Origin of the sequence: Arenimonas sp. MALMAid1274, from assembly GCF_049195245.1 — a bacterium.
Lineage (GTDB): Bacteria > Pseudomonadota > Gammaproteobacteria > Xanthomonadales > Xanthomonadaceae > Arenimonas.
This window is the reverse complement of record NZ_JBMIRR010000026.1, coordinates 56003-76614: the sequence shown is the minus strand read 5'-3', so window position 1 is coordinate 76614 and position 20612 is coordinate 56003. Positions and strand designations below refer to the sequence as shown.

At 70.0% G+C, this 20612-nt stretch carries 20 protein-coding genes; 13 read left to right on the top strand and 7 right to left on the bottom strand.

Features of this window, described 5'->3' with window-relative positions; genetic code table 11:
* Positions 1-15 precede the first annotated feature (15 nt).
* Together ACOQFR_RS06800 and hemC are read left to right on the top strand one after the other, a co-directional pair.
* Positions 16-750 carry a LytR/AlgR family response regulator transcription factor gene (locus ACOQFR_RS06800; RefSeq protein ID WP_421379963.1) on the top strand — a complete coding sequence of 245 codons (735 nt, stop codon included), beginning with the start codon at positions 16-18 and terminating at the stop codon, positions 748-750.
* 13 nt (positions 751-763) lie between these two features.
* Entirely contained in the window at positions 764-1672 is a 909-nt protein-coding gene (gene hemC, locus ACOQFR_RS06795; RefSeq protein ID WP_421379961.1) for a hydroxymethylbilane synthase, read from the top strand.
* Between the two features lie 6 nt (positions 1673-1678).
* Here the strand turns inward: hemC and ACOQFR_RS06790 are convergent, their stop codons facing one another.
* The 4 genes from ACOQFR_RS06790 to ACOQFR_RS06775 are packed head-to-tail and all read right to left on the bottom strand — an operon-like array spanning position 1679 to position 6883.
* A complete protein-coding gene (locus tag ACOQFR_RS06790; protein ID WP_421379959.1) occupies positions 1679-2611 on the bottom strand; it encodes a dimethyl sulfoxide reductase anchor subunit family protein in 933 nt (310 codons plus the stop codon).
* A 1-nt stretch (position 2612) separates the two neighbouring features.
* Positions 2613-3371: a 4Fe-4S dicluster domain-containing protein gene (locus ACOQFR_RS06785; protein WP_421379957.1), complete on the bottom strand. Its 759-nt coding sequence runs from the start codon at positions 3369-3371 to the stop codon at positions 2613-2615.
* Between the two features lie 16 nt (positions 3372-3387).
* On the bottom strand, positions 3388-6258 hold the full coding sequence (locus ACOQFR_RS06780) for a molybdopterin oxidoreductase family protein (protein ID WP_421379955.1): 2871 nt from the start codon (positions 6256-6258) through the stop codon (positions 3388-3390).
* Positions 6259-6301: 43 nt separating this feature from the next.
* Positions 6302-6883 (bottom strand): hypothetical protein, encoded by a 582-nt coding sequence (locus tag ACOQFR_RS06775; protein WP_421379953.1) that lies wholly within the window; start codon positions 6881-6883, stop codon positions 6302-6304.
* A gap of 81 nt (positions 6884-6964) precedes the next feature.
* Here ACOQFR_RS06775 and ACOQFR_RS06770 point away from each other — a divergent pair, with 81 nt between their 5' ends.
* Positions 6965-7933 carry a helix-turn-helix transcriptional regulator gene (locus ACOQFR_RS06770; RefSeq protein ID WP_421379951.1) on the top strand — a complete coding sequence of 323 codons (969 nt, stop codon included), beginning with the start codon at positions 6965-6967 and terminating at the stop codon, positions 7931-7933.
* A 9-nt stretch (positions 7934-7942) separates the two neighbouring features.
* Here ACOQFR_RS06770 and ACOQFR_RS06765 read toward each other — a convergent pair whose 3' ends face one another.
* Both ACOQFR_RS06765 and ACOQFR_RS06760 read right to left on the bottom strand, forming a co-directional pair.
* The gene (locus ACOQFR_RS06765; protein WP_421379949.1) at positions 7943-8509 is read right to left on the bottom strand and encodes a lipocalin family protein; all 567 of its coding nucleotides are present in this window, start codon (positions 8507-8509) and stop codon (positions 7943-7945) included.
* Between the two features lie 130 nt (positions 8510-8639).
* On the bottom strand, positions 8640-8837 hold the full coding sequence (locus ACOQFR_RS06760; protein WP_421379948.1) for a hypothetical protein: 198 nt from the start codon (positions 8835-8837) through the stop codon (positions 8640-8642).
* Positions 8838-9043: 206 nt separating this feature from the next.
* On the opposite strand from ACOQFR_RS06760, the gene ACOQFR_RS06755 reads away from it, so the two are divergent.
* The 3 genes from ACOQFR_RS06755 to ACOQFR_RS06745 all read left to right on the top strand — a co-directional run bounded on the left by ACOQFR_RS06755 (position 9044) and on the right by ACOQFR_RS06745 (position 13760).
* Positions 9044-9391, top strand: coding sequence for a hypothetical protein (locus tag ACOQFR_RS06755; protein WP_421379945.1), 348 nt, complete (start codon positions 9044-9046; stop codon positions 9389-9391).
* 89 nt (positions 9392-9480) lie between these two features.
* Positions 9481-11604: a prolyl oligopeptidase family serine peptidase gene (locus ACOQFR_RS06750; RefSeq protein WP_421379943.1), complete on the top strand. Its 2124-nt coding sequence runs from the start codon at positions 9481-9483 to the stop codon at positions 11602-11604.
* Between the two features lie 116 nt (positions 11605-11720).
* On the top strand, positions 11721-13760 hold the full coding sequence (locus tag ACOQFR_RS06745) for a S9 family peptidase (protein ID WP_421380640.1): 2040 nt from the start codon (positions 11721-11723) through the stop codon (positions 13758-13760).
* A 102-nt stretch (positions 13761-13862) separates the two neighbouring features.
* Here the strand turns inward: ACOQFR_RS06745 and ACOQFR_RS06740 are convergent, their stop codons facing one another.
* A complete protein-coding gene (locus ACOQFR_RS06740) occupies positions 13863-14486 on the bottom strand; it encodes a hypothetical protein (RefSeq protein ID WP_421379941.1) in 624 nt (207 codons plus the stop codon).
* A gap of 68 nt (positions 14487-14554) precedes the next feature.
* On the opposite strand from ACOQFR_RS06740, the gene lptM reads away from it, so the two are divergent.
* The 7 genes from lptM (at position 14555) to hslU (ending at position 20507) form a co-directional block, all read left to right on the top strand.
* Positions 14555-14677 (top strand): LPS translocon maturation chaperone LptM, encoded by a 123-nt coding sequence (gene lptM, locus ACOQFR_RS06735; RefSeq protein WP_421379939.1) that lies wholly within the window; start codon positions 14555-14557, stop codon positions 14675-14677.
* Positions 14674-15513, top strand: coding sequence for a diaminopimelate epimerase (dapF, locus tag ACOQFR_RS06730; RefSeq protein WP_421379937.1), 840 nt, complete (start codon positions 14674-14676; stop codon positions 15511-15513). Before lptM ends, dapF begins: the two co-directional genes overlap by 4 nt.
* A 49-nt stretch (positions 15514-15562) precedes the next feature.
* Entirely contained in the window at positions 15563-16240 is a 678-nt protein-coding gene (locus ACOQFR_RS06725) for a DUF484 family protein (protein WP_421379935.1), read from the top strand.
* Positions 16241-16244: 4 nt separating this feature from the next.
* Positions 16245-17198, top strand: a complete 954-nt coding sequence (xerC, locus tag ACOQFR_RS06720; RefSeq protein ID WP_421379933.1) for a tyrosine recombinase XerC — start codon at positions 16245-16247, stop codon at positions 17196-17198.
* 62 nt (positions 17199-17260) lie between these two features.
* Positions 17261-18541, top strand: coding sequence for an amidohydrolase family protein (locus ACOQFR_RS06715; protein ID WP_421379931.1), 1281 nt, complete (start codon positions 17261-17263; stop codon positions 18539-18541).
* A 92-nt stretch (positions 18542-18633) separates the two neighbouring features.
* Positions 18634-19173 carry an ATP-dependent protease subunit HslV gene (hslV, locus tag ACOQFR_RS06710; RefSeq protein ID WP_421379929.1) on the top strand — a complete coding sequence of 180 codons (540 nt, stop codon included), beginning with the start codon at positions 18634-18636 and terminating at the stop codon, positions 19171-19173.
* Entirely contained in the window at positions 19173-20507 is a 1335-nt protein-coding gene (gene hslU, locus ACOQFR_RS06705; RefSeq protein WP_421379927.1) for an ATP-dependent protease ATPase subunit HslU, read from the top strand. The genes hslV and hslU overlap by 1 nt, the downstream gene beginning before the upstream one ends.
* Positions 20508-20612: the final 105 nt, after the last annotated feature.

The following is a 20612-nucleotide window of genomic DNA, read 5'->3' as shown; positions in this document are numbered from 1 at the left end:
GGGCATACTTCGCCGATGAAACTGCTCCTGGTCGACGACGAACCCTTGGCCCGCCAGCGCCTGGCCGGCCTGCTGGCCGAGATCGGCGGCCACGAGATCGCCGGTGAGGCCGGCAATGGCCGCGAAGCGGTCGAGCGCGCGGAAACCCTGGGCGTGGACGTGGTCTTCCTGGACGTGGCGATGCCGGTGATGGACGGCCTGGAGGCCGCGCGCCACCTCGCCGGCCTGGCCTCGCCGCCGGCGCTGGTGTTCTGCACCGCCTTCGACCAGCACGCGCTGGCCGCGTTCGAAGCCGCCGCGGTGGACTACCTGGTCAAGCCGGTGCGCGCCGAGCGCGTGGCCGAGGCCCTGGAGCGGGCCCGCCGCCAGCGCGCCGCGCAGCAGCTGCCGGCGCTGCCGCCGGCCAGCCGCGAGCGCCGCCGCAGCCACCTCAGCGCGCGCCTGCGCGGCAGCCTGCGCCTGATTCCGGTGGACGACATCCACTACCTGCAGGCCGAGGAAAAATACGTCGTGGTGCACCACGGCCGCGGCGAGGACCTGATCGAGGAATCGCTCAAGTCGCTGGAGCTGGAATTCGCCGACCGCTTCCTGCGCATCCACCGCAACTGCCTGGTGGCCAGCGACGAATTCGCCGAGCTGCGGCGTTCCACCGATGGCCAGGTGCATGCCATCCTTCGCCACGGCAAGGCGCCGCTGGAAGTCAGCCGCCGCTGCCTGCCGCTGCTGCGCGAGCGGCTCAAGCATCTCTGAGGGGAGAGGACCGATGCAGAAGATCCGATTGGCCACGCGCGAGAGTGCGCTCGCGCTCTGGCAGACCAACGACGTGGCCCAGCGCCTGCGCGCCGCGCACCCGGGCCTGGAGGTCGAGCTGGTGCCGATGACCACGCGCGGCGACCAGGCCATCGACCAGCCGCTGGTGGAGATCGGCGGCAAGGGCCTGTTCCTGAAGGAACTCGAGATCGCCATGCTGGAAGGGCGCGCCGATGCCGCCGTGCATTCGCTCAAGGACGTGCCGATGGAGCTGGACGGGCCGTTCGAGCTGGCCGCCGTGCTCGAGCGCGCCAATCCCTTCGATGCCTTCGTGTCGGTGAAGTACGAAGCCTTCGAGGAGTTGCCCTACGGCGCGCGCGTGGGCACCTCGTCGCTGCGCCGCCAGGCCCTGCTGCGCGCGCATCGCCCCGACCTGGTGCTGGTGGACCTGCGCGGCAACGTCAACACGCGCCTGGCCAAGCTCGACGCCGGCGACTACGACGCCATCGTGCTGGCCTGCGCCGGCCTGGAGCGCCTGGGCCTGGGCGAACGCATCCGCGAACGCCTCGGCGCGCCGCGCTTCATCCCGGCCGCCGCGCAGGGCGCGGTGACGGTCGAATGCAAGCAGGGCGACGCGGCCGTGATCGAACTGATGTCGGTGCTGGAACACGGCCCCACGCGCGCCTGCGTGCGCGCCGAGCGCACCATGACCCGCCTGCTCGGCGGCAGCTGCCGCGTGCCGATCGCGGCCTTCGCCAGCATCAACAAGGACCGCATGTCGCTGGAAGGGCTGGTCGGCAACGCCGCCGATGGCACCACGGTGCGCGGCTACGCCAGCGGCCCGGTGTCCGAGCCCGACAAGCTGGGCGAACAGGTGGCCGACATGCTGGTGGCGCGCGGCGCCGATGCCCTGCTGCCCTGAGCGGGCTCAGTAGTACAGCATCACCAGGTGCCGCGCCTCGGCGAAGAACAGCCAGCGCTCCACCATCGCCCCCAACAGCGCCGCCACGGCCGCCAGCGCCAGCAGCGGCGCGGCCAGCGGCGGCAGCACCAGGCAGACGATGCAGGCCGCGGCCGGCACGCCGGCGAACAGCAGCAGCGCCAGTCGCCGCAGCCGGCGCGAATGCTTGCGTGCCAGCACGTAGCCCATCTCGGTGGTGAGGTAGTTGGCTTCGGTATGCGGCCGCTCGAACACGGTGGCCGTGCGGTCGGACGGAAGTCCCAGGGCCGAGGCGCGCGTCACCGGTGACGGGCCGCGATCGATGTCGCGCCAGTAGCGCCGCTTCAGCACCGCCAGCACCACGGCCAGCACCAGCAGCACCAGCGCCGAAAGTTCCTGCAGGGGCGCGAACGCGGACTGCACCGCCACCGTCGCCAGGCCGCCGGTGAGCAGCGCAAACAGCAGGTAGCCCGGCAGCACCGCGCGGTGGTGCCAGGCCGGGATCGGCGTGAGCGAGGCATAGATCATCGCCGTGCAGGCCACCGTGGCCAGCGACAGCAGCACCAGCGCGCCACCCAGCCACGGCGACCACGCCGCGAAATCCCCGCGCCCGCCCCACAGCATCGCCATCAGCCCCAGCCACGGCAGGAAGCTCGCGATCGCCAGCACCCCCTCGCGCGACAGCCAGCTGGTGCGCCACTGGCTGAAGGCGCGCCAGGCCCGCAGCGGCTTGCCCAGGTGCAGGGTGGAGCTGAGCAGTCCGATCGCCACCGGCAGCACCGCCAGCGTCAGCAGCCACGACAGCGGCAGCAGCGAGGGCAGGGAGCGCGGCGCCAGCAGGCCGCCGGCGGCCCAGATCCAGATGCCGTAGCCCAGGCCCGACAGCGTGGTGAAGAAGATGACGGAGAAGGCCGGATGCATGTCAGCGGCTCAGGGCGCGGTCGAGCCAGCGCAGCAGCGGGTTGAGCTGCGTGCTGTCCAGGGTTTCGGCGGCTGGGCTGGGCGCAGCGGTGACTTCGTCGGCGGGGCCGGCGCGGCGAGGTCGCTGCGGCAGGTAGCGGTTCACCGGTGCATAGCCCAGCTCGGGCATCAGGGCCACGCCGCCGCGCTGCTGCACCAGCTGCGACACCGCCGAGTCCGGATCGCCCAGGTCGCCGAAGTGCCGCGCCTTGGTCGGGCAGGCCTGCACGCAGGCGGGCTGGCGCGATTCTTCGGGGATCGATTCGTTGTAGATGCGGTCCACGCACAGGGTGCACTTTTTCATCACGCCCTCGACCGCGCTGTACTCGCGCGCGCCGTAGGGGCAGGCCCAGCTGCACAGCTTGCAGCCGATGCACTTGTCCTCGTCCACCAGCACGATGCCGTCCTCGGCGCGCTTGTAGCTGGCGCCGGTGGGGCAGACGGTGACGCAGGCCGGCGTTTCGCAGTGCAGGCAGCTGCGCGGGAAGTGCAGGGTGCTGGCCGGCTGCTGCGGCGTGGCCGCCAGCTCGTAGCTGTGCACGCGGTTGAACCAGACGCCGGTGGGGTCCTTGCCGTACGCGTTCTCGTCAGTGAGCGGACCCGCAATGCCGCCCGCGTTCCACTCCTTGCACGACACCGCGCAGGCGTGGCAACCCACGCAGGTGTCGAGATCGATCACCAGGCCCAGCTTCTTTTTCGCCGGTGGCGGCAGCGTGGTCATCGGCGCGGAGTCGTGGTCATGGGCGGGCCTTGCGGAAGCCGGCGCCGTAGCGCAGCGGGGCATTGTTTTCGGGGCCGTCGCCCACGGGCGCGAACTGCGGCAGCGTGTCTTCGCCGGCGTCGGCGCGGTGCAGCGACACGCGCAGGTCGAACCACGCCGCCTGTCCGGTCACCGGGTCGGCATTGGCGTAGTCGCTGTCGGGCAGCACGTCGGAAATCAGGTGGTTGAGCAGGAAGCCCTTCTTCGACTCGGGCGCATCCTTGGCCAGCTTCCACGCACCGCGGCGCTTGCCGATCGCGTTCCAGGTCCACACCGTGTCGGGCTGCACGTTGGCCACCGCGCGGCACTGCACGGTGATGCGGCCGTGGTGCGAATCCACGTGCACCCAGTCGTCGTCGGCCAGGCCGTGGCGGGCGGCGGTGTCCGGGTGCAGGTAGAGGTAGTTGCGCGCGGTGATCTGCCGCAGCCAGGCGTTTTGCGAGCCCCAGGCGTGGTACATGAAGGGCGGCCGCTGCGTCACGGCGCTTAGCGGGAAGCGCGTGGGTTCGAGCTGCGCGCCTTCGAAGGGTTCGTACCAGATCGGCAGCGGGTCGAAATACTGCGCCACGCGGGCGCGCTCGCGCTCCGGCGGCTGCACCGGCCCGTGGCCCTGCGCGGCCAGGCGGAACTTCTGCAGCGTCTCCGAATACAGCTGCAGCACCACCGGCTCGGCCTTGGCGATGAAGCCCATGCCCTGCGACCACTGCAGGTAATCGCGGTTGGCCATCTTGAAGTAGCGGCCCGAGGCCGGCACCTCGGCCTGCCAGAAGCCGCCGTGCTCGCGATAGCGGTCCAGCTGCCGCGGGTTGGGCGGGCCCTTGCCATGCTGGCTGCCGTCGCCGCGCCAGCCGGCCAGCAGGCCCACGCCGGGCGCACGTTCGTGGTTGACGATGTAGTCGGCGTAGTCGGCATAGCGCGGCGTGCCGTCGTCCCTGAGCAGCGCCGGCAGCCCGATGCGCGCGCCCAGGTCCAGCAGCACCGACTGGAAGCCGCGCACGTCGCGCGTTCCGCCGGTGCTGCCGAGGGCGCCGGCGCCGTGGCTGCGGCCCTGGTCGGCGGCGTCCAGCACCGGGTGCCGGATCGCATCGGCGGCGCGGTCGGCATCCGAGATCGGCCGGTCCAGCAGCGAGATCGCGTCGAAGCGTTCCAGGTACGTGGTGTCGGGCAGCACCAGGTCGGCGTAGGCGACCATCTCGCTTGAATAGGCGTCGGAGTAGATGATCTTCGGGATGCGGTATTCGCCGTCGGGGCGCTTGTCGGTGAGCCAGCGCATGGTCTCGCCGGTGTTCATCGCCGAGTTCCAGCTCATGTTGGCCATGAACAGGAACAGCACGTCCACTTCCTGCGGATCGCCGGCCCAGGCGTTGCGGATCACGGTGTGCAGCATGCCGTGCACGGCCAGCGGGTAGCGCCAGGAATAGGCGTGGTCCAGTCGCCGCGGCTGGCCCTGCGCATCCACCAGCAGGTCTTCGGGGCCGTGGATGAAGCCCAGCGGCGGCGCATCCAGTGCGCCGTTGGCCAGTCGCGTGCGGCCCGGCCGGTTGGCCGGCGGGATCGGCCGCGGGAAGGGCGGCTGGTAGCGGAAGCTGCCCGGCGTATCCACCGCGCCCAGCAGCAGCTGCAGCAAATGCAGCGCGCGGCAGGTGTGGAAGCCGTTGCTGTGCGCGCTGATACCGCGCATGGCGTGGAAGGCGACCGGGCGGCCGACCATGGTCTTGTGTTCGCGGCCGTGCGTGTCCGTCCACGCGATCGGCAGTTCCACCGGTGCATTGAACGCGGCCGCCGCCAGCTCACCGGCAATGCGGCGGATGGTGGCCGCCGGCACGCCGCAGCGTTCGGCCACCGCGTCCGGCGCGTACTGCGGATCCAGGTAACGCTGCGCCATCAGCTGGAACACCGGCACCGCGCGACGGCCGTCCGCCAGCGTGTGCTCGCCGACGATCGCCGGCGACAGGTCGGTGCCTTCGGCGCTGGCGAGGGCCTGCGCGGTGCGGTCCCAGCACAGCGCGCGGCCCTCGGCATCGCGCGCGAACAGGCCATCGTCGGCGGCGCCCGGGTCGTGCACCACCAGCCAGTGTGCGTTGGTGTAGCGCACCAGGTAGTCCAGGTCGACCTTGTCGGCCTTGAGCAGTTCATGGATCAGCGCAAACGCAAACAGGCCGTCGGTACCGGGCCGGATGCCGATCCACTCGTCCGCGATGGCGCCGTAGCCGGTGCGCACGGGGTTCACCGCCACCACTTTCGCGCCGCGGCCCTTCATGTGGCCCAGGCCCAGCTTGATCGGGTTGGAGTCGTGGTCTTCGGCCACGCCCCAGAGCATCAGGTATTTCGCATGCTCCCAGTCCGGCTCGCCGAACTCCCAGAAGCTGCCGCCCAGCGTGTACAGGCCGCCTGCCGCCATGTTCACCGAGCAGAAGCCGCCATGCGCGGCGTAGTTGACGGTGCCGTACTGCTGCGCCCACCAGCCGGTGAGCGCCTGCGACTGGTCGCGGCCGGTGAAGAAGGCCAGGCGGTCCGGGTCGCGCGCGCGCGTTTCCGACAGCCAGCCGGCGGCCAGGGCCAGGGCCTGGTCCCATTCGATCTCGCGGAACTTGCCTTCGCCACGCTCGCCCACGCGCAGCAGCGGCTTGTCCAGCCGCGCCGGCGAGTAGTGCTGCATGATGCCGGCCGAACCCTTGGCGCAGAGCACGCCGCGGTTCACCGGATGGGCCGGGTTGCCCTCGATGTAGCGGATGCGGCCCCCGCTCAGGTGCACGTTGATGCCGCAGCGGCAGGCGCACATATAGCAGGTTGTCTGCTTGACCTCGTCGCCGACGGGCTTCTGCAGGTTCAGGACGGGCTCGCGCATGGGCGGCATTGTGCCCCGCGCGGCCCGATCCCGCGAGCGCGGGCTAGTTCGGCGCGGTGATCCTGATGGCCGGATCGTTGAAGTCGCGGTAGCGGATCTGGTACCGGAACGCCGACGTGCCGTCGGACCGGGTCTGGATCTGGATCGGCAGCCCGCTGGCCTTCGACACCCAGGTCAGGGTTTCCACGGGCTTGCCGTCGACCTGGGACGTGAAGTGGTAAACCCGCGCGGGCTCACCGGCGTCGCTGGCGTCGGTCCGCTGGGTGACCGCGATGCCCTTGGCGAGTTCGTCCAGCGCCCGTTGGTTGCGGTAGCGGCTGGGATCGGCCTGCTCGGGCAACGGCACGGCCATCACCCGGCCGCCGATGTCCAGGTGCATCGTGCGGCCGATGATGACCTGCCGCACGCCACCCTGCGGCGTCACCGCGTAGCGGTCCGGGGCCACGAACTCGAGTTCGGTCATCACCTTGCCCGTGGCCAGGTCGGTCATGCTGGCGCGGAAACTGGTGGCCTGGATGAACTTGCCATAGGCAGCCTTGAGGTCGGCCGCGGCATCGGCGCGCGCGGGGCCGGAAGCGGCGAGCGTGCCCACGAGCAGGGCGAGGCTGGCGAACAGGGTTTTCATGGGGGATCTCCGGCGCTTGGAGGGAAGGCGCGCCGATGCCATGCTAATCGTATCTCCGCCGCCCTTCCGGACAATCACGCCATGGACCGCTACGAGCGCATCCTCGCCCTGCACCGCAGCCTGAAGTCGGCGCGCTATCCGGTGCCGATCAAGGGCCTGATGGAAGAGTTGGCCTGTTCGCGCGCCACGCTGTACCGCGACATCGCCTTCCTGCGCGACGCCCTGGGCGCGCCGATCGAGAGCGAAGGCGAGGGCAGCATCCGCTACGACGAGAAGGAAGCCGAGCGCTTCGAGCTGCCGGGCCTGTGGCTCAATTCCGACGAACTGCACGCGCTGCTGGCCGCGCACCAGCTGCTCGACCGCACCGGCCAGGGCGTGCTGTCCAGCGCGCTGGCGCCGCTGAAGGGCCGCATCGAGTCGCTGCTGGCGCAGCAGGCCGGCGGCAAGCGCTGGCCGGTCGAGCGCGTGCGCGTGATCGCCAGCGGCGTGCGCCGCCGCGACGAGCTGGCCTTCCGGCTGGTGGCCAGCGCGGTGCTCGAACGCCGCCAGCTCGAGTTCGACTACCTGGCCCGGTCCACCAACGAGCGCACGCACCGCAAGGTGGCGCCGCAGCGGCTGACGCACTACAAGGACAACTGGTACCTGGACGCCTGGGACGAGGAGCGCGAGGGCCTGCGCAGCTTCTCGGTGGACCGCGTGCAGCATGCCAGGCTGCTGGACGCGCCCGCGCGCGACCTGCCCGACAGCGAACTCAACCAGCACCTGGCTTCCAGCTACGGCATTTTTTCGGGCACGCCGAAGGGGATCGCCACGATTGTGTTCTCGGCCAAGGCGGCACGCTGGGTCGCGGACGAACACTGGCATTCCAAGCAGGAAGGCCGCTTCCTGCCCGACGGCCGCTACGAGCTCAAGCTGCCCTACAGCCACGCCAAGGAACTGCTGATGGACGTGCTGCGCTACGGCGCCGACGCCGAAGTGACCGAGCCCGAATCCTTGCGCCAGCAGGCGCGCACCCTGCTGCAGCTGGCGCTCAACGCTTACGAGCGCTGAGCCGCGCGCTTATTGGAAGCCGGGCTGGCCGACCTGGTCGGCGCTCTGCGGCACGCGCTGCAGCTTGGCCGGGTCATAGCCCCAGGCGGTGAATTTCGCACGCAGTTCCTGGTACTTGGCGTCGTCCATCTGCGGCTCGCGCGAGAACACCCAGGCCAGGTTGCGCTTGGGGTGGCCGATGAGGGCCCAGGAATAGTCGGGCGCCACTTCGAGCACCAGGTAGTCGGCGCGCACCAGCCCGCCGAAGAAGGCGATCTTCCACTGCGCATTGTTGGTGCCGGGCACCACGGTGGCCACGCCGTTCATCGTCTTCTCGGGCTTGTCGAAGCCCTTGCGGTAGGCGTAGACGTTGCCGATGCGGCCGTCCTCGCGCAGCGTGTAGATGTCGGCGGTGGCGACCTTGCCCTTCTCGGCGAAGTAAGGAATGTTCGCGATCACCCACCAGCGGCCCATGTAGCGGTCCAGGTCGACGACGGCGGTGGATTCGAGCGGGGGCATGGCCTTCTCTCCGGTGCTGGCGCAGGCGGCGAGCAGCATCAGGCCGGGGAGGAGCAGGGCGAGGGCGGCGCGGCGCATGGCGGGCATCCAATGCAGGGAAGGCCAGTGTCGGCGTGCGGGTTTGAACGTGGCGTCAAGACGCGTGGGAAGTGTTCAGCAAACGACAGGGCGCGAGGCTCGCGCCCTGTCGCGGGGAGGGCGCTGCCGCTCAGGGTTCGATCGGATCTTCCGAGGTGGTGAGCGGAATGCAGTTGGTGCCGCCCGGCGAGCAGAAGTACAGGTTGCCGGAGCTGTCGACATAGATCGGGCCGGTGCCGACCTGGACCAGCGGGCCATCGGCCAGCGCCGGAGCGGCGCAGCAGGCCAGCACGAGGGCAATCAGGGCAGTGCGGGTGAACTTCTTCATGGACAGTTCCTTGCAAGGGTCACGGAGCGTGACGTCCCGACTATGGCGGCTGGCGCACACGCGGAAGGCCGGCGGGCAAGACTTGTCCGCTTGCAGTCACCCCGTGAGCGATGCCGTCTGCGTCTTCACGCGCGCCCCGGTTCCGTGTCTCGGGCCGTGAGACGGGCCTTGGCCACGATGGCTCCACCCGCCACGGAGAGCCCGCCATGCCAAGCCTGCCTGTTGCCCTGATCCGCGCCGCCGACCTGCCCGACCCCCGCCTGGCCCGCACCCTCTGGCAATGGCTGGCGCTGGGGCTGGCAACGCTGGCGCTGCTGCCCGCGGCCCGGGGCAGCACCCTGCTGCTGGGCTACGCCCCGTTCTGGCTGTTCGCGCCCGCCCTGGCCCTGCTGCTGGTCCACCGCCATGCCCTGGTGGCGGCGTGGCGTGCGCGCCTCGTCCGCGCCACGCCACGCCGTCGCCGGCGCAGCCTGGACGTCCAGGCCCGCCGGTCCCGCAAGCCCGCCCGCCCGGGCCTGGCAGTGATGCCGCTGCGGGGCATGCCCGGGCGCTGAGGCCCGGCTACCATGACTTTGTACCTACGGCCACGCTGCGGGAGGGCATGCTAGCGTCAGCGGCTTATACCGCCCGACAGGGGATTCCCATGCGTCGCACCACTCTGGCCTGGCTCGTCGCCGGCGCCCTCACCGCTTCTTTCGCCGCCTACGCCCAGACTCCGACCATGCATACCGCCGTCACCGACGATCCCAACCTCTGGCTCGAGGACGTCGAGGGCGACCGCGCCCTGGACTGGGTCCGCGCCCGCAACGCGGTGTCGGAGCAGCAACTGGCCAAGGCGCCGGGCTTCGAAGCGCTGCGCAGCGACCTGCTGGCCATCCTCGATTCGAATGCGCGCATCCCCTACGTGGGCAAGATGGGCGACTACTACTACAACTTCTGGCGCGACAAGCAGAACCCGCAGGGCGTCTGGCGCCGCACCACCCTGGCCGAGTTCCGCAAGGACGCGCCCAAGTGGGAGGTGCTGCTCGACATCGATGCCCTGGGTAAGGCCGAAGGCACCAACTGGGTCTGGGGCGGCGCCGAGTGCCTGCGTCCCGAGTACGACCGCTGCCTGGTCAACCTGTCCCGCGGCGGCGCCGACGCCACCGTGACGCGCGAGTTCGACGTGTCCGAGCGGGCCTTCGTCAAGGGCGGCTTCGAGCGTCCGGAGGCCAAGGGCGACCTGGGCTGGATCGACATCGACACCGTGTACGTCAGCACCGACTTCGGCCCCGGCTCGATGACCAGCTCGGGCTATGCGCGCATCGCCAAGGAATGGAAGCGCGGCACGCCGATGGCAGAGGCCAAGCTGGTGTTCGAGGGCCAGGACAGCGACATCTCCGTGGGCGCCTTCCACGACGACACGCCCGGCTTCGAGCGTGATTTCGTCTACCGCGGCCTCACCTTCTACACCAACGAACTCTACCTGCGTGGCGACGACGGCAAGCTGAGCAAGTTCGACCTGCCCGATGGCGCCCAGAAGGGCGTGTTCCGCGAGTGGCTCAGCGTCGAGCTGCGCCAGCCCTGGAGCATCGGCGGCAAGGACTATGCCGCCGGCTCGCTGCTGGCGATCAGGCTGGACGCCTTCATGGCCGGCAAGCGCGATTTCGACGTGCTGTTCGAGCCCAGCGCCAACACCTCGCTGGCCAGCAGCGGCGCCACCAAGGACTACTACTTCATCAACGTGCTCGAGGACGTCAAGAACCGCATCTACGTGCTCAAGCCCGGCGCCGATGGCTGGAGCCGCGAGCCGCTGGTGGGTGCGCCGGCCTTCGGCACGGTCAGCATCAGCGCGGTCGATGCCGAGGAGTCCAACGACTACTTCATGACCGTCACCGATTACCTCACCCCGACCTCGCTGCTGATGGGCACCATCGGCACCGCGCCGGAGACGCTCAAGCAGCTGCCGGCGTTCTTCGACGCGGCGCCGTACGAGATCAAGCAGCACTTCGCCACCAGCAAGGACGGCACCCGCGTGCCGTACTTCATGGTCTCGCGCAAGGACCTGGCCCTGGACAGCGACAACCCGACCCTGCTGTACGGCTACGGCGGCTTCGAGGTGTCCTTGACGCCGGGCTACTCGGCGGGCGTGGGCAAGGCCTGGCTGGCCGACGGCGGCGTGTACGTGGTCGCCAACATCCGCGGCGGCGGCGAGTATGGCCCGCGCTGGCACCAGGCGGCGCTGCGCGAAAACCGCAACAAGGCCTACGAGGACTTCGCGGCCGTGGCCGAGGACCTGATCAAGCGCAAGGTGACCAAGCCGGCGCGCCTGGGCATCCAGGGCGGCAGCAACGGCGGCCTGCTGATGGGCAACATGACCGTGATGTACCCGCAGCTGTTCGGCGCCGTGGTCTGCCAGGTGCCGCTGCTGGACATGAAGCGCTACGACAAGCTGCTGGCCGGCGCCTCGTGGGTGGCCGAGTACGGTGACCCGGACGTGCCGGGCGACTGGGACTTCCTGCAGAAGTTCTCGCCCTACCAGAACGTGGCCAAGGACGTGGACTATCCGCCGGTGCTGTTCACCACCTCCACCCGCGACGACCGCGTGCACCCGGGCCATGCCCGCAAGATGATGGCGCGCATGATGGAGCAGGGCCACGACGTCACCTACTACGAGAACATCGAGGGCGGCCACGGTGGCGCCGCCAACAATGCCCAGTCGGCCTACATGAGCGCGCTGGCCTATACCTTCCTGAAGCAGAAACTTTTCGCGGGGAAATCCGAATGAGCCTTCGCCTCCTGCCTTTCACCAGCACCCTGCTCGCGGTTGCCCTCGCGGGCGCCGCGCCGGCCTCGGCCAAGGACGCGGCCGCGCCTGCCCTGGGCGACCTGCCCGCGCCGCCGATGGCGGCCAGGAAGCCCTACGAGGTCAAGGCGCCGCACGGCGCCGCGCGCCAGGACGAGTACTACTGGCTGCGCGACGACAAGCGCGAAAACCCCGAGATGCTGGCCTACCTCAACGCCGAGAACACCTACACCGACACCGTGCTCAAGCCGCTGGAGTCGCTGGAGGAAACGCTCTACACCGAGCTGGTCGGCCGCGTGAAGCAGGACGACGCCAGCGTGCCCTACCTCGAGGACGGCTACTGGTACTACACGCGCTTCGAGACCGGCAAGGAATACCCGATCTACGCGCGCCGCAAGGGCAGCATGGAAGCGCCCGAGCAGGTGCTGTTCGAGGTCAACCAGCTGGCCGAAGGCAAGAGCTTCTACCAGATCGGCACCTACGAGATCAGCCCCGACGACCAGTGGGTGGCCTACGCGGAAGACGCGGTGGGCCGCCGCCAGTACACGGTGCGGGTGAAGAACCTGGCCACCGGCGAGGTGCTGCCGGACGTGCTGACCGGCGTGTCGGCCAACCTGATGTGGGGCGACGACAGCCGCACGCTGTACTACGTCGAGAACGATCCCACCACCCTGCTCACCAAGCGCGTGAAGTCGCACGTCGTGGGCACGCCGGTGGCGCAGGACAAGCTGGTGTACGAGGAGAAGGACGACACCTTCTACATGGGCGTCACCCGCACGCGCTCGGATGAGTACCTCTGCATCGGCGTGGGCAGCACCGTGTCCTCGGAGCTGCGCTGCACGCCGGCCGCCAAGCCGGGCGAGTTCCAGGTGCTGGCGCCGCGCCAGCGCGACTTCGAGTACAACGCCGACCACCTCGACGGACGCTGGGTCATCCACACCAACTGGGACGCGAAGAACTTCCGCCTGATGACGCTGGCCGACGGCCAGCCCTGGGGTGACCGCGCTGGCTGGAAGGAGCTGGTGGCGCATTCGGACGACGTGCTGATCGCCGGCGTCGAGCTGTTCAAGGGCTTCATGGCCATCAACGAGCGCTCCGGCGGCCTGCAGCGCGTGCGCGTGCGCAAGGACGACGGCAGCGAGGAGTTCGTCAAGGCCGAGGAATCGGCCTACGCGATGAGCACGTCGGTGAACGCCGAGCCGGGCACCGACTGGCTGCGCTACACCTACACCTCGCTCACCACCCCGGCCAGCACCTTCGAAGTGAACGTGCGTACCGGCGAGCGCAAGCTGCTCAAGGAGCAGCCGGTGCTGGGCGGCTTCGACAAGGCCAACTACGTCACCGAGCGCCTGTGGGCCACGGCCCGCGACGGCACCCGCGTGCCGGTGTCGGTGCTGTACCGCAAGGGCTTCGTCAAGGACGGCAAGACCCCGCTGTACCAGTACTCCTACGGTTCCTACGGCAGCAGCAGTGACCCGGGCTTCAACGCCAACGCGCTCAGCCTGGTGGACCGCGGCGCGGTGTACGCGGTGGCGCACATCCGCGGCGGCCAGGAGATGGGCCGCAGCTGGTACGAGGACGGCAAGCTGCTCAAGAAGGCCAACACCTTCACCGACTTCATCGACGTCACCGACTTCCTGGTGAAGGAGAAGTTCGCGGCGCCCGACCGCGTGGCCGCGATGGGCGGCAGCGCCGGCGGCCTGCTGATGGGCGCCATCGCCAACCTGGCGCCGGAGAAGTACCGCGTCATCGTCGCGCACGTGCCCTTCGTGGACGTGGTGACCACGATGCTGGACGAGTCGATCCCGCTGACCACCAACGAGTTCGACGAGTGGGGCAACCCCAAGGATCCGAAGTACTACGACTACATGCTGTCGTACTCGCCCTACGACCAGGTCGAGGCCAAGGCCTATCCGTCCATGCTGGTCACCACCGGCCTGTGGGATTCGCAGGTGCAGTACTTCGAACCCGCCAAGTGGGTCGCCCGGCTGCGCGCCAAGAAGACCGACGCCAACCCGCTGCTGCTGCGCACCAACATGGAAGCCGGTCACGGCGGCAAGTCCGGCCGCTTCCAGCGCTACCGCGAGCGCGCCGAAGAATACGCCTTCGTCATGGAACGCCTCGGCATGACCCCCTGACGAAGCGAACGTACCAGGTACAAATATGAGCGGGCCCGGATATCAGCCAGCAAGCTGACATCCGGGCCCGTTCATATTTGTACCTGGTACGAAATCTTTCCCTCACCACCCCGCCTGATCCAACAACGCCTCCGTAGCCGCATCCGCCGGCCGAGCGACCAATCCCCCCCGCGGACTCACGTAAACCTGATACCGCGCCCCATCCAGCATCGGCAAATACGCCGCACTACCCCAGCGCGCATCCACGATCGGCAGGTCCGCCAGCCAGCGCTCGCGGAAGGCCCAGAAATCCCAGTCCTGCCGCAGGTCATGCACGCTGCGCTGCGCCGAAAGCTCCTGCTTGGGATCGCCGTACCGGCCCGACAGCCGCTCGAAGTGGTACACGGGCGGAATGCCGGCCAGCTGGCCCGGCAGCGTCCAGCGGATCACCCGCGCATCCAGCTGCCATTCGTCGCCCAGCAGGGTGAACACACGCGGCTCGCCGCCCTCGGCCTGCAGCGTGGCCTCGAACCGCTGCGGCCCCAGCTGGCGCAGGGAAATCGTCGCGGCCGGTACGTCCTCCAGCAGCCAGGCGTAGTTGCGCAGCAGCACCCCGGCCCCGCCCAGCACCAGCGCCAGGCCCAGCAGGCCCACGCCCAGCACGCGCGACACCACCCGGCCACCGCCCCTGGACCGCCGCAGCAGCGCCCACAGCGCCAGCACCAGCGCCACCGCCGCGGATATCATCAACCAGCTCGAAAGCGCCATTCGCCACCTCAGGGCCCATTGCACATGCCCCGGACTATACTCGCGCCATGAAGACGACCCGACTCGCCCTGCTGCTCCTGAGCCTCGTCCTGGTCGCCGCCTGCGGCACCAAGGGCGACCTCGTGCAACCTGCAAAGCCCGACAAGACCGAGCCCGCCGCCGGCCCATGACCTCCGTGCGATCCCTGCGGTTCGACAAGATGCACGGCGCAGGCAACGACTTCGTGGTGCTGGACCTGCGCGGCGGCCAGCCCGCGCCGTCGCCCGAGCGAGTGCGCGAGATGGGCAACCGCCACACCGGCATCGGTTTCGACCAGTTGCTGACCATCGAGGACAGCAGCCGCCACGACGTGGTCGCGCGCTACCGCATCTGGAACGTGGACGGCTCGCCGGCCCAGCAGTGCGGCAACGGCGCCCGCTGCGTCGCCGCCTGGCTGCAGCGCGACGGCGCCGCCACCGGCCGGCACTTCCTGCTCGACAGCCCGGCCGGCACGATCGAAGTGCAGCGGCTCGACGACGGCCGCTACAGCCTGGCCATGGGCCGCCCGGAATTCGCGCCCGCGCGCATCCCGCTGCGCGCCGACGCCGAGGCCACGCACTACGCCCTGTCCGTGCCCGGCGGCGAAGTGCATTTCGGCGCGGTGTCGCTGGGCAACCCGCACGCGGTGCTGGAAGTGGGCTCGGTGGACGACACCGACGTGCACCTGCTGGGCCCGATGGTGCAGGCGCGCGAGGAATTCCCCGAAGGCGTCAACGTCGGTTTCGCCGAAATCCTGGCGCCCGACCACATCCGCCTGCGCGTCTACGAGCGCGGCGTCGGCGAAACCCTGGCCTGCGGCAGCGGTGCCTGCGCCGCGGTGGCAGTGCTGGTGCGCCAGGGCCGCGTGGGCCGGCACGTGCGCGTCGACCTGCCCGGCGGCACCCTCGAAATCCAGTGGCCCGACGACGATGCGCCGATCGTGCTGACCGGCCCCACCGCCTTCGTCTTCGAAGGCGATTACGGTTGAACCCCTTGCGCCGGATCTCCGGCCCGACCCCGCTCCAGGAGCCCCGAGAATGATCGAAGAAAAGAACGAGCGCCTGGGCGCCCACGAAGTGGCGACCTTCCTGCGCCGGCACCCGAAATTCCTGGCCCAGTTCCCCGACTTGGCGCTGTCGCTGGTGGTGCCCAAGGAAGAAGGGCAGGCCGCATCGCTGGCCAGCTACCAGCTCGACGTGCTGCGCGACAAGAACCGCGAGCTGACCCGTCGCCTGCACGAGCTGTTCGCCAATGCGCAGGAAAACGAACGCCTGGCCGTGCGCACCCACCAGCTGAGCCTGGCGCTGATGCGCGCCGACAGCGCCGCCGGCACCCTGCAGGCGATGGTGGCGGTGCTGGGTGAGGACTTCGACGGCGAGATCGTGCGCGTGCTGCTGTTCAAGCCGGTGGACGGGCTGGCGGCCGAGTGGCTGCAGGTGGTGCCCGAGGCCGATGCCACGCTGGCGCCGTTCCGCGATTTCATGGTGGGCAACGAGCCGCTGTGCGGTCGCCTCAACCAGGACAAGCTGGCGGTGCTCTACGGCGACGCGCAGGCGCGCGCGGCCTCCGCGGTGCTGCTGCCGCTGCCTGGCGTGGGCCTGCTCAGCGTCGGCAGCTCGGACGCGAACCGGTTTTTCCCCGGCATGGGCACGCTGTTCCTGCGCATGATGGCCGAGTCCCTGGTGACGGCGCTGGCCCGCTTCCCGCGCGCCTGAGCCCATGACGCCGCGCCGCGCCGCCGTCGCGCCCGCCGCTGCCGACTCAGGCGACGCGCCCGCGGTGCCGCCGGCGCTTCAGCCGGGCCTGGATGCCTTCCTGGCCTACCTGCAGGTCGAGCGCCGGCTGTCGGCCAACACGCTGGATGCCTACCGTCGCGACCTGGCCGATCTTGCGACCTGGATGGGCGGGCAGGGCATCACGCAATGGCGCGGCCTGCGCCAGGAAGCGCTGCGCAGCTACGTCGCCGGTGCCCACCGCGGCGGACTGTCGGGGAAGAGCCTGCAGCGCCGGCTCTCGGCCGTGCGCAGCTTCTACCGCCACCTCAACCGCAGCGAGGGCAGCGAACTCAATCCGGCCATGGGCCTGCGCGCACCGAAGGCCGCGCGCCGCCTGCCGCAGGTGCTCGACCCGGACGAAATGACCCGCCTGGTGGAAGTGCCCACCGACGGCGCGCTTGGCCTGCGCGACCGCGCGATGCTGGAGCTGTTTTATTCCTCGGGCCTGCGACTGTCCGAATTGTGCGGCTTGCGCTGGGGCGCGCTGGACCTCGCCGACGGCCTGGTCACGGTGACCGGCAAGGGCAACAAGTCGCGCATCGTGCCGGTCGGCAGCCACGCGCGCACGGCGCTGCAGGCCTGGCGCGACAGCCAGCCCGCCGCCGCGGAGGCGCCCGTGTTTCCGGGCCGCACCGGCGCGCCGATCCATCCGCGCACGGTGCAGCTGCGGCTGCGGGCGCTGGCCCAGCAGCAGGGCCTGTTCAAGCGCGTGCATCCGCACCTGCTGCGCCACAGCTTCGCCAGCCACGTGCTCGAGTCCTCGGGCGACCTGCGCGGCGTGCAGGAACTGCTGGGCCACGCCGACATCGCCACCACCCAGATCTACACCCACCTGGACTTCCAGCACCTGGCCAAGGTCTACGACGCCGCGCATCCGCGGGCCCGCCGCAAGCCCTGAAACGTCTTGCCAGGCGAAAGCACGCCGCAAGCAACGCCCGCCCTTTCTCGAGATCCCTGCCCATGCCCGCCCGCACTCTTTCCCTTCGAACCACCGCCCTTGTCGTGCTTGCCCTGGTTCCGGCGTGCGCCGCCGCGCAGGACCTGGCCGTGGTCGGCGCGCGCGTCTATCCCTCGCCCGACGCCGCGCCGCTGGACGACGCCACCGTGTGGATCCGCGACGGCCGCATCGCCGCCGTCGGCCCGCGCGCCGAGGTCAGGCTGCCCGAGGGCGTGCGCATCATCGACGGCCGCGGCACCAGCGTCACCGCCGGTTTCTGGAACAGCCACGTGCACCTGATCAAGCCGCCCTTCCTGTCGCCCGGTCAGCAGCCCGTCGCCGCGCTGGACCAGGCCCTGCGCGAACGCTTCACCCGGTGGGGCTTCACCACGGTGTTCGACATCGCGTCCCTGCCGGGTGACGCGCGCCGCCTGCGCCAGCGCATCGAGCGCGGCGATGTGGTGGGCCCGCAGCTGCTGACGGTGGACATGCCCTTTTTCCCCGAACACGGCACGCCGATCTACGTGCGCGAGCTGTGGGCCCAGACCGGGTCCCCGAGCGCTGAAGTCGCCACGCCTGAGCAGGCCGCGACTCGCGCCACCGCGCAGCTGCGCGACGGCGCCGATGGCGTGAAGCTGTTCACCGGCGCCATCACTGGCGGCCCGGGTGCCGTGGTCCCGATGTCCCCCGATATCGCCCGCGCCGCCGTGGAGGCGGCGCACGCGCAGGGCAAGCCCGCGTTCGCGCATCCCACCGACGTGGCCGGCCTGCAGGCCGCGCTGGACAGCGGCGTGGACGTGCTGGTGCATGCCGCCCCCGAGGCCGGCGAGTGGACGCCCGAGTTCGTGGCGCGGCTCAAGGCGGACGACGTGGCCTTCGTGCCCACGCTCACCCTGTTCGACGCGGAGCTGCGCCGCGAAGGCGCACCGCCCGCGGTGGTCGACAAGGTCGTCGGCATCGCACAGCAGCAGCTCGGCGCGCTGGCCCGCGCGGGCGGCCAGGTCCTGTTCGGCACCGACGCGGGCTATACGGATGTGTACGACACTCGTCTCGAATACCGGCTGATGCATGCCGCGGGCCTGGACTGGCGCCAGATCCTGGCCAGCCTCACCACCGCGCCCGCCCAGCGCTTCGGCCAAGGCGCGGACCGTGGCCGGATCCAGCCCGGGCAAGCCGGCGACCTGGTGGTCCTGGGGTCCGACCCCAAGGCCGACGTCGAGGCCTTCGCCGACGTCCGCCTCACTATCCGCCATGGCGAAGTGATCCACGACGCGACCCAGGCCGGGCCTGCGCCGGCCGAATGACGGCCCCTCGGGCGGGATGACCGGGGCGACCGGGGTGGCTTGCAAGCCTCCCACCCCGGCCCCAGAAAGGGGGTTCACGACCAGGAATGCCCATGGACCCTACCGTTTTCCACGCCACCACCATCCTCTCGGTCCGCCGCGGCGACCGCGTCGTCGTTGCCGGCGACGGCCAGGTGACGCTGGGCCACACCGTGATGAAATCCAACGCCCGCAAGGTGCGGCGCCTGGCCAACGGCAAGGTGCTGGCGGGTTTCGCCGGTGCGGCGGCGGATGCGTTCACGCTGTTCGAAGTGTTCGAGGCCAAGCTCGACAAGCACGGCGGCCAGCTGCTGCGCGCCGCGGTCGAGATGGCCAAGGAATGGCGCACCGACCGCCGCCTGGGCAAGCTCGAGGCGCTGCTGGCGGTGGCCGACAGGGACAGCTCGCTGATCATCTCCGGCAACGGCGACGTGATCGAACCCGAGGATGGCCTGGTCGCCATCGGCTCGGGCGGTCCCTACGCGCTGGCCGCCGCGCGCGCGCTGCTGCAGCACACCGAGCTTGATGCCCGCGCGATCGCCGAAGCCTCGCTCAACGTGGCGGGCGACATCTGCATCTACACCAACCGCAATCTCGTGATCGAGGAACTGTGATGTCCGAACTGACCCCGCGCGAGATCGTCGGCGAACTCGACCGCTACATCATCGGCCAGAACGACGCCAAGCGCGCCGTCGCCATCGCCCTGCGCAACCGCTGGCGGCGCATGCAGCTCGATCCGGCCATGCGCGACGAGGTGATGCCCAAGAACATCCTGATGATCGGCCCCACCGGCGTGGGCAAGACCGAGATCGCGCGCCGCCTGGCGGCGCTGGCCAATGCGCCCTTCGTCAAGGTCGAGGCCACGCGCTTCACCGAAGTGGGCTATGTCGGCAAGGATGTCGAGCAGATCATCCGCGACCTCGCCGACGGCGCGGTGAAGATGTTCCGCGAGCAGGCCAAGGTCCGCGTGCGCACCCAGGCCGAGGAAAACGCCGAGGACCGCATTCTGGACGTGCTGCTGCCCAAGCGCCGCGGTCCCGGCTTCGCCATCGAAGTGGGCGAGGGCGAGAACGACACGCGCTCGAAGCTGCGCCGCCAGCTGCGCAGCGGCGAGCTCGACGATCGCGAGATCGAGCTCGAGCTCAGCCAGGCGCCGGGTGGCATGGACATCATGACCCCGCCGGGCATGGAGGAAATGGGCCAGCAGCTGCGCGCGATGTTCCAGAACCTGGGCGCCGGCAAGGCGCAGAAGCGCACGCTGACCGTCAAGGCCGCGCGCCCGGTGCTGGTGGAAGAGGAAGCCGCCAAGCTGGTCAACGAGGACGACGTGCGCGTGCAGGCCATCCAGGCCTGCGAGCAGAACGGCATCGTCTTCATCGACGAGATCGACAAGGTGGCCAAGCGCAAGGACAGCATCGGCGGCGGCGACGTCAGCCGCGAAGGCGTGCAGCGCGACCTGCTGCCGCTGGTGGAAGGCAGCACCGTCAGCACCAAGTACGGCGTGGTGCGCACTGACCACATCCTTTTCATCGCCAGCGGCGCCTTCCACCTGGCCAAGCCCTCGGACCTGATCCCGGAGCTGCAGGGCCGCTTCCCGATCCGGGTCGAGCTGGGCGCGCTGAGCCAGGCCGACTTCCGCCGCATCCTTACCGAGCCGAAGAACGCGCTGGTGCGCCAGTACATGGCCCTGCTGGCGACCGAAGGCGTCAACATCGGCTTCGACGACAGCGCCATCGACCGTCTGGCCGAGATTGCCTTCCTGATCAACGAGCGCCAGGAGAACATCGGCGCGCGTCGCCTGCACACCGTGCTGGAAAAGCTGCTGGAGAAGCTCAGCTACGAGGCCCCCGACCGCAACGGCCTGTCGCTGATGGTGGACCGGGCCATGGTGGACGCCCAGCTGGGCGACGCCGTGCAGGATCCGGACCTGAGCCGCTACATCCTCTGAGCCACGGCGCGATGGCTGTCAGGTTTTTCCCGCGGGGCCGGTCAATGCAGGCAAGCCCCGATGGAAACCACCATGCCCGCGCTTGTGTCCCTGGCCCTGCCGCCC

Excerpts from the sequence above, each read along its gene's own strand:
- hslU (WP_421379927.1), top strand. The coding sequence starts at position 19,173 with ATGTCCGAACTGACCCCGCGCGAGATCGTCGGCGAACTCGACCGCTAC.
- ACOQFR_RS06715 (WP_421379931.1), top strand. The coding sequence starts at position 17,261 with ATGCCCGCCCGCACTCTTTCCCTTCGAACCACCGCCCTTGTCGTGCTT.
- dapF (WP_421379937.1), top strand. The coding sequence starts at position 14,674 with ATGACCTCCGTGCGATCCCTGCGGTTCGACAAGATGCACGGCGCAGGC.
- ACOQFR_RS06745 (WP_421380640.1), top strand. The coding sequence starts at position 11,721 with ATGGCGGCCAGGAAGCCCTACGAGGTCAAGGCGCCGCACGGCGCCGCG.
- ACOQFR_RS06760 (WP_421379948.1), bottom strand. The coding sequence starts at position 8,837 with ATGAAGAAGTTCACCCGCACTGCCCTGATTGCCCTCGTGCTGGCCTGC.
- ACOQFR_RS06800 (WP_421379963.1), top strand. The coding sequence starts at position 16 with ATGAAACTGCTCCTGGTCGACGACGAACCCTTGGCCCGCCAGCGCCTG.
- ACOQFR_RS06775 (WP_421379953.1), bottom strand. The coding sequence starts at position 6,883 with ATGAAAACCCTGTTCGCCAGCCTCGCCCTGCTCGTGGGCACGCTCGCC.
- ACOQFR_RS06765 (WP_421379949.1), bottom strand. The coding sequence starts at position 8,509 with ATGCGCCGCGCCGCCCTCGCCCTGCTCCTCCCCGGCCTGATGCTGCTC.
- hslV (WP_421379929.1), top strand. The coding sequence starts at position 18,634 with ATGGACCCTACCGTTTTCCACGCCACCACCATCCTCTCGGTCCGCCGC.
- lptM (WP_421379939.1), top strand. The coding sequence starts at position 14,555 with ATGAAGACGACCCGACTCGCCCTGCTGCTCCTGAGCCTCGTCCTGGTC.
- hemC (WP_421379961.1), top strand. The coding sequence starts at position 764 with ATGCAGAAGATCCGATTGGCCACGCGCGAGAGTGCGCTCGCGCTCTGG.
- ACOQFR_RS06770 (WP_421379951.1), top strand. The coding sequence starts at position 6,965 with ATGGACCGCTACGAGCGCATCCTCGCCCTGCACCGCAGCCTGAAGTCG.
- ACOQFR_RS06790 (WP_421379959.1), bottom strand. The coding sequence starts at position 2,611 with ATGCATCCGGCCTTCTCCGTCATCTTCTTCACCACGCTGTCGGGCCTG.
- ACOQFR_RS06725 (WP_421379935.1), top strand. The coding sequence starts at position 15,563 with ATGATCGAAGAAAAGAACGAGCGCCTGGGCGCCCACGAAGTGGCGACC.
- ACOQFR_RS06780 (WP_421379955.1), bottom strand. The coding sequence starts at position 6,258 with ATGCGCGAGCCCGTCCTGAACCTGCAGAAGCCCGTCGGCGACGAGGTC.
- ACOQFR_RS06785 (WP_421379957.1), bottom strand. The coding sequence starts at position 3,371 with ATGACCACGCTGCCGCCACCGGCGAAAAAGAAGCTGGGCCTGGTGATC.
- ACOQFR_RS06755 (WP_421379945.1), top strand. The coding sequence starts at position 9,044 with ATGCCAAGCCTGCCTGTTGCCCTGATCCGCGCCGCCGACCTGCCCGAC.
- xerC (WP_421379933.1), top strand. The coding sequence starts at position 16,245 with ATGACGCCGCGCCGCGCCGCCGTCGCGCCCGCCGCTGCCGACTCAGGC.
- ACOQFR_RS06740 (WP_421379941.1), bottom strand. The coding sequence starts at position 14,486 with ATGATATCCGCGGCGGTGGCGCTGGTGCTGGCGCTGTGGGCGCTGCTG.
- ACOQFR_RS06750 (WP_421379943.1), top strand. The coding sequence starts at position 9,481 with ATGCGTCGCACCACTCTGGCCTGGCTCGTCGCCGGCGCCCTCACCGCT.